12 protein-coding genes and 2 tRNA genes are annotated in these 13,655 nt (G+C 40.7%); 10 read left to right on the top strand and 4 right to left on the bottom strand.

The features are described 5' to 3' along the window. Positions 1 to 20: 20 nt before the first annotated feature. From ACINWC141_RS02350 to ACINWC141_RS02365, 4 genes are read left to right on the top strand one after another with little or no spacing between them, the layout of a single operon-like run. The gene (locus tag ACINWC141_RS02350; protein ID WP_034677374.1) at positions 21 to 3,671 is read left to right on the top strand and encodes an outer membrane lipoprotein-sorting protein; all 3,651 of its coding nucleotides are present in this window, start codon (positions 21 to 23) and stop codon (positions 3,669 to 3,671) included. Further along, entirely contained in the window at positions 3,668 to 4,942 is a 1,275-nt protein-coding gene (locus ACINWC141_RS02355; RefSeq protein WP_009387641.1) for a hypothetical protein, read from the top strand. Before ACINWC141_RS02350 ends, ACINWC141_RS02355 begins: the two co-directional genes overlap by 4 nt. A 54-nt stretch (positions 4,943 to 4,996) precedes the next feature. Beyond that, a complete protein-coding gene (locus ACINWC141_RS02360) occupies positions 4,997 to 6,850 on the top strand; it encodes an alpha/beta fold hydrolase (RefSeq protein WP_009387698.1) in 1,854 nt (617 codons plus the stop codon). Continuing rightward, complete coding sequence (locus ACINWC141_RS02365; protein ID WP_009387416.1) at positions 6,850 to 7,614, top strand: 4'-phosphopantetheinyl transferase family protein; 765 nt, start codon at positions 6,850 to 6,852, stop codon at positions 7,612 to 7,614. The genes ACINWC141_RS02360 and ACINWC141_RS02365 overlap by 1 nt, the downstream gene beginning before the upstream one ends. 169 nt (positions 7,615 to 7,783) lie before the next feature. Here the strand turns inward: ACINWC141_RS02365 and ACINWC141_RS02370 are convergent. Both ACINWC141_RS02370 and ACINWC141_RS02375 read right to left on the bottom strand, forming a co-directional pair. Then, positions 7,784 to 7,859, bottom strand: a tRNA-Gly gene (locus tag ACINWC141_RS02370). Positions 7,860 to 7,904: 45 nt separating this feature from the next. After that, positions 7,905 to 7,980: transfer RNA gene (locus tag ACINWC141_RS02375), tRNA-Gly, on the bottom strand. 230 nt (positions 7,981 to 8,210) lie between these two features. Here ACINWC141_RS02375 and ACINWC141_RS02380 point away from each other — a divergent pair. The 5 genes from ACINWC141_RS02380 (at position 8,211) to ACINWC141_RS02400 (ending at position 11,043) form a co-directional block, all read left to right on the top strand. Beyond that, positions 8,211 to 8,519: a BolA family protein gene (locus tag ACINWC141_RS02380; RefSeq protein ID WP_009387620.1), complete on the top strand. Its 309-nt coding sequence runs from the start codon at positions 8,211 to 8,213 to the stop codon at positions 8,517 to 8,519. An 11-nt stretch (positions 8,520 to 8,530) separates the two neighbouring features. Next, positions 8,531 to 8,923, top strand: coding sequence for a SirB2 family protein (locus ACINWC141_RS02385; protein WP_005071964.1), 393 nt, complete (start codon positions 8,531 to 8,533; stop codon positions 8,921 to 8,923). Between the two features lie 76 nt (positions 8,924 to 8,999). Next, positions 9,000 to 9,842 (top strand): ParA family protein, encoded by an 843-nt coding sequence (locus ACINWC141_RS02390; protein ID WP_009387679.1) that lies wholly within the window; start codon positions 9,000 to 9,002, stop codon positions 9,840 to 9,842. 10 nt (positions 9,843 to 9,852) lie between these two features. Continuing rightward, a complete protein-coding gene (locus ACINWC141_RS02395; protein WP_002114091.1) occupies positions 9,853 to 10,239 on the top strand; it encodes a hypothetical protein in 387 nt (128 codons plus the stop codon). A gap of 213 nt (positions 10,240 to 10,452) precedes the next feature. Further along, on the top strand, positions 10,453 to 11,043 hold the full coding sequence (locus ACINWC141_RS02400; protein ID WP_009387470.1) for a LysE family translocator: 591 nt from the start codon (positions 10,453 to 10,455) through the stop codon (positions 11,041 to 11,043). A 7-nt stretch (positions 11,044 to 11,050) separates the two neighbouring features. Here ACINWC141_RS02400 and ACINWC141_RS02405 read toward each other — a convergent pair whose 3' ends face one another. After that, complete coding sequence (locus tag ACINWC141_RS02405) at positions 11,051 to 11,692, bottom strand: DedA family protein (RefSeq protein WP_009387649.1); 642 nt, start codon at positions 11,690 to 11,692, stop codon at positions 11,051 to 11,053. Between the two features lie 194 nt (positions 11,693 to 11,886). Here ACINWC141_RS02405 and ACINWC141_RS02410 point away from each other — a divergent pair, with 194 nt between their 5' ends. Next, complete coding sequence (locus ACINWC141_RS02410) at positions 11,887 to 12,324, top strand: DoxX family protein (protein WP_002114126.1); 438 nt, start codon at positions 11,887 to 11,889, stop codon at positions 12,322 to 12,324. Positions 12,325 to 12,388: 64 nt separating this feature from the next. Here the strand turns inward: ACINWC141_RS02410 and ACINWC141_RS02415 are convergent, their stop codons facing one another. Beyond that, positions 12,389 to 13,606, bottom strand: a complete 1,218-nt coding sequence (locus tag ACINWC141_RS02415; RefSeq protein ID WP_171061953.1) for a DUF445 domain-containing protein — start codon at positions 13,604 to 13,606, stop codon at positions 12,389 to 12,391. Positions 13,607 to 13,655 lie beyond the last annotated feature (49 nt).

A 13,655-nucleotide genomic window follows, 5' to 3' on the forward strand; every position in this document is an offset into this window, starting at 1 on the left:
TATAAGAAGGTAGAACCACTATGGTGACCATAGAACATGCTTTCCTCATACCGGCCAAGATTGACAAGGTTTTCAACTACCTTGCAAACCCGGCCAATGATGCAGGTTGGCAATTGTCGTGTAAGCATTCTGAATTGCTAGACAGTACTCCGCGTGTGGGCAGTAAGTACGAAATCGGTTTTAGCTTTATTGGTCGTGAAATGTCCTTTAAAGGTGAAATTACACATCTGGTACCGAACGAATTGTATGCGTTTAAAGTAGTGGAAGGACCCTTTCACTACACAGGTACTTACCGTTTCAAACCACATTCGGAAGGTACATGGATTGAATGGGTGTTTGAAGCAGAGCCAGGTAGCTTTTTTGGTGTATTGCCGCCAGCACTGCTAAAAAAGATGGTGCTCGCTCAGTTCAAGAAAGATGTCGACAATCTTCAAGCATTGGCTCAGAAGGGTGAAGCCTATGAGTCGGTTGGCAATGAAAATAAACCAACTCTCGAAACCAATAAACCACCTCGTAAGACTCAACAAATGATGGAGAAATACGCGCGTTGGATTCTTAGCCATCGCCGTATTGTCTTGATTGTGGTGATGCTCTTAACACTTGCTCTGGCGTATCTGGCATCTGGTGTAAAAATTATTATTGACCCAGATGCACTTGCGCCTAAAGGGCATCCTTACATCACCTCGACCAAGCTGATTGAAAAGAAATTCGGCTCCAAATATATGGTCGTGATTGGTATTACTCCAAAGCAGGGTGATATTTATCAGTCGCAAGTATTGGAGAAAGTCAAACGCATTACCGAAGAAGTTGACAATGCACCGGGCGTGGTCCGTTCCACCATGATGAGTTTGGCTGCACGTCAGGCGAAAGGTATCGAGGCGAATGCAGAAGGGTTCGATGCCAAGAAACTATTGCCGAGTAGTTCAGTCACTCAGGAGGATATCGATCACCTGAAAAAACTACTGGCACTGAATCCAACCTATATGAATTCAGTGGTATCGAAAGATCAAAGAACTGCTGCGATTTTGCTTGAACTTGAGGAAAGTCCAGAGGGCTTCCAAAAGATGATGGGCCCGATTAACAAAATCGTAGAGAGCGAACAATCTAAAGATATGACTATCAGTGTTGGTGGCAATCCTGTGTATCTGGATAAAGCTGAAGACTACTCTAAGCGTATCAATATCTTGTTCCCGATTGCCGTATTAGTGATTGGTTTATTGCACTTTGAGGCATTCCGCAGTAAGCAAGGTTTGATTCTGCCACTCGTTACAGCTTTGTTGGCTGTGGCATGGGGTATGGGCATGATGGGTCTGTTCAAACAGCCAATGGATATCTTTAACTCGCCTACACCAATTCTGATTTTAGCTATTGCGGCAGGGCACGCCGTGCAGTTGCTCAAGCGCTACTATGAAGATTTTGATCGTCTGATTGCCCAAGGGATGGAGCCTAAAGCTGCAAATAGCGAAGCCGTGGTGCAGTCTATGGTTCGTGTTGGTCCGGTTATGGTGTTGGCTGGTGGTATTGCAGCGGCTGGATTCTTCTCTCTGTTGACCTTCAATATTCCGACCATCCGTTCATTCGGTATTTTTACAGGAATTGGGATCATCAGTACGCTGGTGATTGAGATGACTTTTATTCCGGCACTCCGCTCAATGTTGCCACCACCTTCGGTTGTGAAGGTCAAACGCAAAGGCTTGCCAATTTGGGATTGGATTCCAAACCGTATTGGTGATGTCATTTTGTCAGTTCGTCCGCGAATGATGTTAATGACTGCGATTGCGGCAATGGGAGTCTTACTTGCTATTGGCACGAGCCGTATTGTGGTAGACAACGATAGCCGTAATTTCTTCTCTCGCGACTTACCAATGCAACAAGACGACAGATTTTTAAATCAGTCTCTTGGCGGCACAAATAGCCTTTACATTATGGTTGATACGAAAGTTCGTGATGGTATTGAAAACCCTGAAATCCTAAAAGCAATTGATAATACAGAAAAGTTCGCGAACTCAATTCCAGAGGTCGGTAAAACCATCTCTATCGTGGACTATATCAAACGAATGAATCAGGCAATGAATGCCGATCAGCCACAGGCATTTCAGGTTCCAGCAACTAAAGATGTTGTTGCTCAATATCTGCTGTTGTATTCAATGTCTGGTGAGCCGACTGATTTTGAATCTTACATTGATACGACTCAGCGCTATGCCAAGATCACGATTCTTCTGAAAACTGGCAGTAATCATCGCATTAAAGAAATCCTTGAGTCGCTAAAAACGTATATGGCGGGTCAATTGGGCGACAAGGCTGTAGTGAGTTTCGGTGGTGACGTGACGCAAACCATTGCTTTGACCGAAACCATGGTTCACGGCAAGCTCATGAACATTCTACAAATTTCATTTGCCGTATTCTTTATTTCAGCACTGGTCTTCCGTTCGATTTCAGCTGGACTGATTGTCCTGACACCACTTCTGTTCTCAATTCTTGCCATCTTTGGTGTGATGGGCTGGCTCGACATTCCGCTCAATATTCCAAACTCTCTCATCTCGGCCATGGCTGTAGGTATTGGTGCGGATTATGCCATCTACTTCCTCTATCGCTTGCGTGAAATCTTGCGCGAAGAAGGCGGCGATATCAAAGACGCTATTCGTAAAACTTTAAGTACTGCTGGTAAGGCATCTCTTTTTGTCGCGACTGCGGTTGCCGGTGGGTATGGCGTATTGTCCTTATCACAAGGCTTCCACGTTCATCAATGGCTCGCAATGTTTATTGTGATTGCGATGCTTTTCAGTGTATTTGCAACCTTAATTATGGTACCTACAATGATTCTGATGTTGAAACCTCGTTTTATCTTTTCTTCAAATAAGAAGAGCGTTCCTGTTGCACAAACTGTTGTGACAAGCCTTTTGTTAGGTACAGCGCTTACAATGTCGATGCCTAAAACATCTCATGCAGATGAAGTTCAAGACATTGTTAATCGTAGTGATGATGCCTCTAAGTTCTTGTCTTCAAGTGCTAGTGCTAAATTTGTGCTGACATCTAAAAGCGGCGAGCAACGTGTACGTTTAACTAAAAATATGACCAAGCTTGCTGGAAATACTCAGAACAATATGCGTTTGACTGAATTCATCTCACCAGCAGATGTGCAGGGAACCACGACGCTGTTGATTGAGAATGCAAAAGGCAGCGATAGCATGTTTGTCTATTTGCCTGCATTGAAAAAAGTACGTCGTCTTGCATCAGCGAATAAGGGCGATGCTTTTATTGGTACGGACTTTAGTTATGGTGATGTACTTGGTTATAAGCTCAGTGACTGGAAGTACACTAAACTGACGGATGGCAAATTTAATGGCAAAGATTGCTACACGATTGAAGCAACGCCAATCAATAATACTGTGAAGAGTGACTTTGGTTATAGCAAACGACGCATGTGCATCCTCAAAGACAACTTTGTTACAGCAACCATCGACATTTGGGATACAGCAGGTAAGCCGTTAAAGCATATTGAGTTCACGGATATCCGTCCTTACGGCAAAGTGAAACCAAGATGGCAGGCCATGAAGTCTATGGCAAAGAACCTGCAAACTCAGCATATGACACAAGTTATCGTCAATGATTTTGTCGCAGAGAAAACCTTATCCGATAAGCTTTTCTCACCGCAGAGTCTTGAAAAATGACGCAAGGTGCCTATTGGGTATTTGCATGCTGCAGTAGCTTTATGCTACTGCAGCATGCTCATGCAGATGACAGCGAAATTAGTTTTGTGAGCCAGAACTCAGCCAGACTCGATGTGTGGTCATCAGATCGTGATTTAAGTTCGTTAAAAAATATTGGGCAAGCAAGTTTCTGGTCCAATGGTACGCTCAAGTTTAATCCAGAGTTTAAGATCCATTACGACATAAATATTGGAGACGAAACGGACCGTACTGTAAACCCAGATCAGGTGAGTAAGGTAAATCGCAACTTACGTGAGTTGTATGCCTCTTATAACTGGGGTCAGACAGTCTATGTCGATGTTGGTCGCCAGATTGTAGTCTGGGGGAGAGCTGATGGGATTAATCCGACAGATAATCTATCGCCCCGTGACTATACGCGCCTAGTACCCGATGAGACAGATCAACGTCTTGGAAATGATGCAATCAAATTGACATATATTCCTGAATCGGGAACCAATAAATTGACAGCATTGTGGTATCCGCGTAGTCGTTCAGATGTGATTCCATTGCGCCAGATTTCTGGTGTCCAGTATGAAATAGATAAGAAGAGCCGTCCTGCATTTGCAATGCGCTGGGATTATTCTGTAGATGGTCTCGATGTTGGTGCATCGTATTTCTCAGGTTTGGATCACATGCCTGATCTGTCAATTCTTTCTGCATCTCCAACAGGGGAGGTAACATTGCAGCTGAAAAATAATCCTATGTCTGTCTATGGATTTGATTTCAGTTATAACCATAACGATATCGTATGGCGCGGTGAAGCAGCATATACCCATACTGACTCGAATGGTAGTGAAGATCTTACGCACAAAAAAAATAATCTGACCGTGGTCATGGGTCCAGAATTAGCATTGAAAAATTCCACACTAAGTTTGGTTGGCGTATACAAACATACGGAGGACTTTAGATCTGCCGACAGCTTAACAAATCCAGTATTGAGAGAAGTCTACCGTTATCAGCAAACGATCAGTGACCAATATGAGCAGGATCAGTATGGAGCTATGCTGCGCTATGCACTTAACCTACTGAATGATAATCTGAAATTAGAAGTAACAGGATTCTACTTTGCACCAGAGCCTAATGAATTGTTGAGAGTACGTATTAATTACAGCCTTGATGATCACTGGCAATTGAATGTAGGTGGAGATCGCTTCTGGGGTAGAAATGATACGGTGTTAGGACAATTTAGAGATAACAGTCTGGTGTATGCCCAGGTTCGATATAATTTTTAAGATAATTCGCTCCAAAACAATGCTGGGAGTGCCCAGTCCCTAATAAGGTGATTTATGGATAATTTAAATAACGCAAAAAAAGATAATTTTTCACGGAAGACCATATTAGTAACAGGTGCAGCAGGTTTTATTGGTAGTAGACTGATCGTTGATCTTCTGCGTGAAGGTCATCAGGTGATTGCTGCGCTGCGTAATGCCGCAACCAAGAAAGATAAGCTGTTAGGTTTCATTGCAACAGAAGGGCTGGTCGATCCGTCTATTTCGTTTGTCGAATATGATTTAAGTCGCGATTTTAAGCTGGACTCTCTGCTAGCGGATGCTCAGGCAAAGATCCATGTGATTTATCATCTTGCCGCATCCTTTAATTGGGGCATTAGCAAAGCTGAAGCTGAGCGTACCAATATTAAGTCAGGACTTGCCTTGATTGAATGGGCTGCAACATTGAAGCAGCATGAGCGATTTATTTGGATTGGTGGATATCGTGTGGCGGCTCCGCCACACGAGTCGGCTGATGAGTTGTATTGCAAACACGGTGGCTATGAAGCTTCAAAAATCTTGGGTTATCAAGCTTTTATTGAAGCTTGTAAGCGTTTAAATGTGCCATGGACTGCAATAAATCCGGCGACGGTCATTGATGGTTTTTATAATTATGGCGATATGCAATATATCGGTATTGCTGACATGATTGATAAGCTCTATCAGGGGCGTCTGCTTGCATTGCCAGGTGGTCGTGACACATTCCTGCCACTATGCAATATGCAGTATATCGTGAGCTTTTTGATTCGAACGATGTCTTATCCTGAGACTATTGCTCAGGAGTATATGCTGCTTGATCCTGCGACACCCAAATTTCATCGTCTCGTTCACCTAGCTGCAGAGCATTTGGGAGTTAGTTCACCACATTTACAAATACCTAAAGTTTTGCTCGAGAAATTACCAGAGGTATTACTTGACGGTTCTAAAGAGCAACTCTCATTCATTTCTACCGAGCACTATCATGTTGCGGGAGCAGAGGCGATGGCAGCGAAAATGGGCATCGCAGACCTGATCAATATCACTCCTTATTTCTCTCGCTGGATTGATCGTTTGGTGCTTACACGCTTTGGTCGTATGCAAGTATCAACACCTAGTCATTTCAGCTATCAGAATCGATATTGGACAGAAATCTATACTAAACAGCCGATTAGTTCTGACACCTCATCTGCATTATTTTTACATGGGATTCCATTTGATAGTGCATGCTGGTCTCCAATCATTAATAAAATCACATACGATCAGGTCGCTATGATGGACCTGCCGGGACTTGGGCGTTCAGGTAGTTATGAGATGATGGAAGACAACAACCATCAATTTATTGATGCTGCTGCAAAGCTTTTAGCGCCAAATAGTGTTGTTATTGCACATTCGTTAGGATGTCTCTTTGCATTAAATCTTGCAAAGAAATATCCAGATAAAGTTGCACGCCTCATCCTCATATCGCCTTATTTTGTTCAGGCACAAGCCGCTAAAATGTTTCAGATAAAAACTATATCTAATCTGATTTTCCGTTTTGTGCCAAAAGATATGATTGCTAAAGACCTACATCCAGAGGGGCAACAAAATCCGTCTGTTAGTTATGCGATGGATTCATTACGTCGAGTGTCGGTAGCCAAGCATATTAGTGAGTATATGCACCGTATTAGTTTGCCGCAGCAGCGAGCAACTCAGACAGCTTTGTTAAACAAGCTTAGCTCTAAAGTTGAAATCATTATGGGAGATAAAGACCCAATTGTTACCACAATAAGCTCAGATATCCCTATACATATTATCGCTGGTACAGGCCATAATCCGCACATTACACATGTAGATGCGGTTTCTGACTATCTCGCATCTGTTCTGATGAAATACAACAACACTATAGCTTCTTAATGTCTGGTCGTGCCCAAGTGCAGGTCTATGTCTGCCCAGTTTCACGTGTACCACAAGATCATTTTATATTGAGTCATTATCTCAGCTTTCTCAATGCGGCAGAAAAGTTGAGATATGATCAATATCATCCAAAGGCGGCTCGCCTTTTCTTGATCACTCGTGTGTTAGTGAAGACTGTCTTGGCGGATAAGCTAGGCATTTCACCCCATGAAGTTAATATTCAATTACAACCTAACGGCAAACCTTTTATACAAGGCAATAAAGACGTTTATTTCAATCTTAGTCATTCAGCAGACGTTATTGTTCTTGCGGTGACTGAAGAAGAAGGGGAAATAGGAGTCGATGTTGAACGGGTGGACCGTGAGTTCGAATGGATGCGTGTTGATAGTGTGTTAGCACCGATTGAAATTGAGTGGATTAAAGAGAATGAACTCACTGATTCATCCAGTGTATACCAGCGGTTTTTTCAAATATGGACTTTAAAAGAGGCTTATATCAAATGTACGGGCGAAGGAATGAGCCGTCATTTAAAGAAGCTCAACTTTCATGTGTTGCCTGAACATATACAGTTTCTCGACTCAACCAATGATGCTCAAAAGACAGAAGAGTATTATTTCCAGAGTTATGTCTATGATCATAACTTTATCTTTTCTATATGTTTACAACAAAGCCATAGCCTAGAAAGCTTTAATATAGATTGTTTTCAAGTATTACCTTTTATATCTACGCATCGAATAACTCCAACGCCTTGTAAATATGGCTAGATTGAATCGTTATAAATGATGATTTAAAAATGTGAACCTAGTAATAAAATATTTGGCTATGAGCCGAGCCATTCTCAATGAATTATGCTGTGAATAGATAGAACGTAAAAAAATTATGAATTAATGAAAAGAAAAAAGCCCCAGTCTTTCGACTAGGGCCTTTTAAATTTGGAGCGGGAAACGAGACTCGAACTCGCGACCCCAACCTTGGCAAGGTTATGCTCTACCAACTGAGCTATTCCCGCATATATAAGCAGTTTTTACGAAAACTTTCTCAAAAAAAACCAATTTGGAGCGGGAAACGAGACTCGAACTCGCGACCCCAACCTTGGCAAGGTTATGCTCTACCAACTGAGCTATTCCCGCGTGCCGCTTATAATACATTAAGCGAAACATGGGTCAACAACTTTATGCAAATAAATATGCTGATTGCATAAAATAAAATCAGAAATGAGCAATTAGATGTATTTTTATCGTTAAGTTGCCGAATAAATAGACATTTTGTTTGAGGTCAAAGCATACAAGAGCAACTTTTGTTTGTGTGTAGACAGGGTATACTAGGGGTAAATATACGAATAATCGTAAAAGGAAAAGCTATGAGCCTTGAACAACAGTTGATTGAACGGTTACAAACCCTTGCACCTAGCCATTTGGAAGTTATCAATGAGTCTGCAGGACATGGTGGTTATTTTCCAGGTAAAGAATCTCATTTTAAAGTGATTATAGTGAGCGACGAATTTAATGGATTGCGTTTAGTTCAACGTCATCAAAAAGTATACGCTTTAGCTTCTGATTTGATGAATCCAGGCCAAATTCATGCTTTAGCAATTCATGTTTATTTGCCAAGTGAGTGGCAAGGTCAAGCTCCTGCTAGCCCAGAATGTGCACATGCACCTAAAAGCTAAGGGTTAATTTCATGGATGCACATTTACTCACTAAAATTATTCATATGACTGCGGTAGCTGCCGCACTTATGGTCTTTGTTTTACGCGCTTCAACTTTGTTTATAGGTGTTCAAGGTGAACAACCTAACCCAGCAGGGCGTAAAGTATTAGTTGCCTTGCAACATTTGTCATTTACCGTGGTTTTCATTACGGGTGCAATTTTGTTAGTCATGAAAGACTTTCAAGTACAACCGTGGTTTTACGCTAAAATTATTCTATTTTTAGTGTTGTTATCTTCCTTAATGAAAGCCTTTAAAAAAGATGACACTCTTTTGTTGGCACAGCGCCGTGCAGGTTTGGTCATTAGTGCGATTGCATTTATTGCTATTATTATTTTAGTGATTGTGAAACCTGTTTTTGCTTAATTGTTCTACATTCTTTGCCTTTTTGATTAAGCTCTAGGTTAAACTGCATACAGTAAAATAATATGCAGAGGGAAACATGTTAACTCGTGTGGTGTTTAACCAAAAAGGCGGTGTAGGGAAATCAAGTATTACTGTAAATTTGGCTGCAATTAGTGCCAAACATGGCTTAAGAACATTGGTGATCGATCTTGATCCTCAAGCCAATTCTAGTCAGTATCTTTTAGGCGATGAAGCAACCTATTCTGCTGAAAAATCAATTTTAGAACCGAATATCGAAAACTTTTTTGAAGATGTGTTGGGCAACAATCAACAAAAAGGTTTAATCGGTAATGCGCTAGGTTCAATTTTAAAAGCCCCACGAAATAAAGATCTCGACAGTTTTGTACATTCAACCCCTTTTGCAAAATTAGATGTGCTTCCAGCTAGCCCTACACTTGGTGCACTTGAACATGCACTTGAAAGTAAACATAAAATTTATAAATTACGTGATTCGATCCAAAACTTAGTTGGGCGATATGACCGTATCTATATAGACACACCACCAGCGTTTAACTTTTTTACTCTCTCTGCTCTGATTGCGGCAGATAAAGTACTCATTCCTTTCGACTGTGATGTTTTTTCAAAGCGTGCGTTACAAACATTGATTGAAAATGTTCTCGAAACGCAAGATGATCATAATGATCGCTTGGAAATTGAAGGAATTGTGGTGAATCAATTCCAATCCCAAGCAAAATTACCTCGGGAAGTGGTTCAGCAGTTAAAAGATGAAGGGTTGCCTGTACTCAATAGCATGTTACCACCTTCGATTTTGATGAAAGAATCGCATCAGAAAAATTTACCTTTGGCACATTTGGCACCAGAACATAAATTGACTCAAGCTTATGAGACATTGTTTGGTGAGATTGAGCCAAAACGATAAGAGAAAAATGATGAAAGGCTTATATATTGCGCCTTTGGTGGCAGCCACTTTACTGCTTGGCGCTTGTGCTACAACGGTAAAACCGACTTATGTGTCTCCAACACAATATCAATCTTTGAGCTGCCAACAGTTACAAAGTGAATATAACCGTATTCAGCAATATATCGATAATGGCGTGCAAACTCCAAAAAGTACAGGTATGGGTGTTGGTCTCGGACTCGGTGGTGGCTGGGGACGAGGCGGTTGGGGATTCGGACCTTCTATTTCTGTAAATATGGGGCAATCTTCTTCAACGAAGAACACCGAACTTTCTCGTGTTTTAGGTCAACAAGAAGCGATTGTTCAGGCTGCTCAGTTCAAGAATTGTCCAATTATTGTTCGGAAAAAGACGAATTAATAGTCAATTTGACATCACAATATGCTAATAAAAGCATGTTGTGATGAATAAAGTTTAGCAAAATGTTTCATAATAAAATTAATATAAATAAATCAGTTATTCATTTTTTGCTTCTAAAAACCTGCATTTTCTGTAATCAAAAAGCTTCATAAACTTGCTATATTTTGCCTGTTTCGTTTAAGGTGGCCCCATCTTGGATATTATGGAAACTTTATGATTGAGAGTTGGTTTTTTGTATTGGCAATGTTGGCTGTTTTGCTCATTCCAGGGCCGACAAATGCTTTACTTGCAACCGCTGCTCATTCTCAAGGTTTATCTAAAGCGTTTTGGCTTATCCCTATGGAATGGTTAGGCTATGCCTACGGTATTAGCTTTTGGGCTGTATTCATTCATTTGGCAGCACCAGTTTGGCCTGCGTTATTGCTCATTTTACATATTACAAGTGTGGCATATGTGTTCTGGATGGCATTCCGATTATGGAAAACCACTCATTTACAACAATTTAGTCAAACTCACCGTAACATTCGCCCACGTCAATTATTCTTCTCAACTTTGAGAAATCCGAAATCTTTACTATTTGCTGCAGGTATTTTCCCAGCTGAAACATGGAATTCGCCTGAAAATTTTCTTATGGTTTTTGCCGCTTTTACTTTAACTCTTATTCCTGCAGCGAGTTTCTGGATGATTTTTGGACGTGCTCTATTGACGGGTTCAATGCAAAAAATAAAAGCCGATCATTTATATAAAGGATCGGCTATGTTACTCATTTTATGTATGCTTCCAGTGGTATTCCGTTTTTTCTAAATCATCCTCAAACGTTGGCTTTTCGATTTTTTAGTTTTTCACGAATAAAGCCGATGATACCTGGTAAAACGCTAATAATGATGATGCCAAAAATAAGATGAGTGAAGTTATCTTTAACGATTGGCATATTTCCAAATAAATACCCTAACGTCACAAAAGAAGCGACCCAACAAAATGCTCCGATCACATTATAAGTTAAGAAAAACTTATAGTTCATGCTGCCAGCACCAGCAACAAAAGGTGCAAAGGTACGGGCAAATGGAACGAAACGAGCAAAAATAATTGTCTTGCCACCATGACGAGCAAAGAATTCTTGAGTTTTAATTAAATGCTGCTTATTAATGAAGCGTGAATTCATTTCGAAAACACGTGGACCGATAAAACGCCCAATATGGTAGTTCACCGTATCGCCTAAAACCGCAGCAATGAAGAGTAGAGCCCCCAACAACCATGGATCCATCGCACCAGTAGAGGCTGCTAAAGCACCAGCTGCGAATAACAAACTATCGCCCGGTAAAAACGGCATGACCACTAAACCGGTTTCGACAAAGATAATTAAAAATAAAATGCCATAAATCCACGTCCCGTAATTTGTAATAAACTCGGCGAGATGTTGATCAACGTGTAGAATAAAATCAAGAAGTTCCATGAGATGTTTAAGTGGTAAACCGTGCTCAAATCCTAGCAGTGAGCCTATAGAAAGTCAGTATAAAACATCAAAAATATACAAATTGATCATTCTATTTGTGCAACGATATATATGGATTTTGAGTATTTAATTATCAATGTCCTATACCTAGAATGAGCTCATCAATAAATAAGCATTTAAATAAAGGTGGCAAAATGTTTAATCCAAATGTAGTGGTCAAAAATATCGTAACGCAATCAGGCGCGGACAGTTTTATTAGTCTTATTGCTCGTCTTCTTATGGCTTATATCTTCCTTGTTGCTGGTTGGGGGAAAATTACCGGTTATGCAGCAACTGCAGGATATATGGAAGCAATGGGTGTACCAGGTGGAATTCTTCCTTTAGTTATCTTGGTTGAGTTTGGTGGTGGTTTAGCCTTGTTATTTGGTTTCCAAGCACGCTTTGCAGCTTTTGGTCTTGGTATCTTCAGTATTTTAACTGCATTCTTGTTCCACCAAGGTGGGGCTGATGCAGCGGCACAATACAATAATGGCATCCATTTTATGAAAAACTTAGCAATGGCAGGTGGTTTATTCTTCCTAATGCTTCATGGTGCTGGCCGTATTAGTCTGGATCATGCAATCGAAAAATAAGATATAAGACAAAAGAAAACCGGATGAGCAAGTCATCCGGTTTTTTTATTTCTTTATTTTAAAATTAAAGCATAAATTGGATTTGTAATTCCCCAACCACGAAACCAAGAACTGCGCCGACTGCAATCAAGGCCCACTCATCTTCTTTAAATGCAGGACGTAACATCCCTTCAAATTCAGAAGGTGTTAATTTTTGCATACGTTCAATGAGTGTGCTACGAATATTCATTGCATCTTCTGCATAAGACTCTACATATTTCATCGTCTCTGGAAGCTGTTGCATAATACGTTCAGCAACTTGTGATTTCATATTCTGATATTTTTCTCCGCCAATTGCATATACAACTAACGGACGAATAACTCCAGCTTGCATATCAATTTCTTGTTTGACATGGCGGTTAACCAGATCAATAACACGTGCAGAATGTGTACCCGAAAATAACTCTTCCATCATGTGACGTGAAGTTAAAAGCTGTTTAGAAATTAAAGCTGCATAGTCAGCTGCAACTTCATTTTGACGTTTAATAAACAGCCCTTGCCATGTGTAACCCAATATCTTTTTAGGATAAAGTGGTCTAAACATCATTTGCAGTGCAATCCAGTCACTGAAGAAACCCACAAAACCACCAAACAAAGGTAGCATCCAGGGATATTTTCCTTGAGTGACAATCCAGCACAGCATCTGAATCACACCGATACCGAAGCCAAATACGAAACCAACATTACTGAAAAATTTAAATTCTTGTTTTCCTACACGTTTAAAAATATTGTTGAGTAGACGTTTATCTTTAAGCAAGTTGCTGATAACTAAATTTTTAATATCAAAGTATCGATTCACATCACGCTGTACTTCGCTCATGATGTGTTCAACGATCTCTGGCGCTTTGGATTGCACTCGACGGATCAATCTTTGGCGAGCAAATTCTGGCATGCCTTCCCATAAACCGGGCTGATATTCTTGAGCGACATCGCGGGTAATATCTTCAGCTGCCGCAAGTAGCGGTTTTTCTATTTCTTTGGCAATACGTTTAGGATCTAGGCGTGCAAAAATTTCTTCAGGTTTAATCAGCTTTGCTGTCATGAGTTCAACAGCAATGGTTGCCATCTTCTCGGCTTTGCGAGGCACAATACCTTGCCAACCCAGAAAGGGTTTAATACCTTTAAATTCAAGTGGCGAAAACATCATCTGGATGGCAATCACTTTGGTGATATAGCCAATTAAACCACTCATAAAAGGAATAGAGATATACAACCAAAAATGTTGCTGGAAATCTGCAATCATAGTTTGAAGCATTGTTGTTCCTTAGATTTCTATTGATTTTGATAGGGGG

It is taken from the genome of Acinetobacter sp. WC-141, assembly GCF_000313935.1.
Lineage (GTDB): Bacteria > Pseudomonadota > Gammaproteobacteria > Pseudomonadales > Moraxellaceae > Acinetobacter.

What these genes read in the sequence shown, in the direction of transcription:
- ACINWC141_RS02350 (WP_034677374.1), top strand. Translation starts at nt 21, where the DNA reads ATGGTGACCATAGAACATGCTTTCCTCATACCGGCCAAGATTGACAAG.
- ACINWC141_RS02355 (WP_009387641.1), top strand. Translation starts at nt 3,668, where the DNA reads ATGACGCAAGGTGCCTATTGGGTATTTGCATGCTGCAGTAGCTTTATG.
- ACINWC141_RS02360 (WP_009387698.1), top strand. Translation starts at nt 4,997, where the DNA reads ATGGATAATTTAAATAACGCAAAAAAAGATAATTTTTCACGGAAGACC.
- ACINWC141_RS02365 (WP_009387416.1), top strand. Translation starts at nt 6,850, where the DNA reads ATGTCTGGTCGTGCCCAAGTGCAGGTCTATGTCTGCCCAGTTTCACGT.
- ACINWC141_RS02380 (WP_009387620.1), top strand. Translation starts at nt 8,211, where the DNA reads ATGAGCCTTGAACAACAGTTGATTGAACGGTTACAAACCCTTGCACCT.
- ACINWC141_RS02385 (WP_005071964.1), top strand. Translation starts at nt 8,531, where the DNA reads ATGGATGCACATTTACTCACTAAAATTATTCATATGACTGCGGTAGCT.
- ACINWC141_RS02390 (WP_009387679.1), top strand. Translation starts at nt 9,000, where the DNA reads ATGTTAACTCGTGTGGTGTTTAACCAAAAAGGCGGTGTAGGGAAATCA.
- ACINWC141_RS02395 (WP_002114091.1), top strand. Translation starts at nt 9,853, where the DNA reads ATGAAAGGCTTATATATTGCGCCTTTGGTGGCAGCCACTTTACTGCTT.
- ACINWC141_RS02400 (WP_009387470.1), top strand. Translation starts at nt 10,453, where the DNA reads ATGATTGAGAGTTGGTTTTTTGTATTGGCAATGTTGGCTGTTTTGCTC.
- ACINWC141_RS02405 (WP_009387649.1), bottom strand. Translation starts at nt 11,692, where the DNA reads ATGGAACTTCTTGATTTTATTCTACACGTTGATCAACATCTCGCCGAG.
- ACINWC141_RS02410 (WP_002114126.1), top strand. Translation starts at nt 11,887, where the DNA reads ATGTTTAATCCAAATGTAGTGGTCAAAAATATCGTAACGCAATCAGGC.
- ACINWC141_RS02415 (WP_171061953.1), bottom strand. Translation starts at nt 13,606, where the DNA reads ATGATTGCAGATTTCCAGCAACATTTTTGGTTGTATATCTCTATTCCT.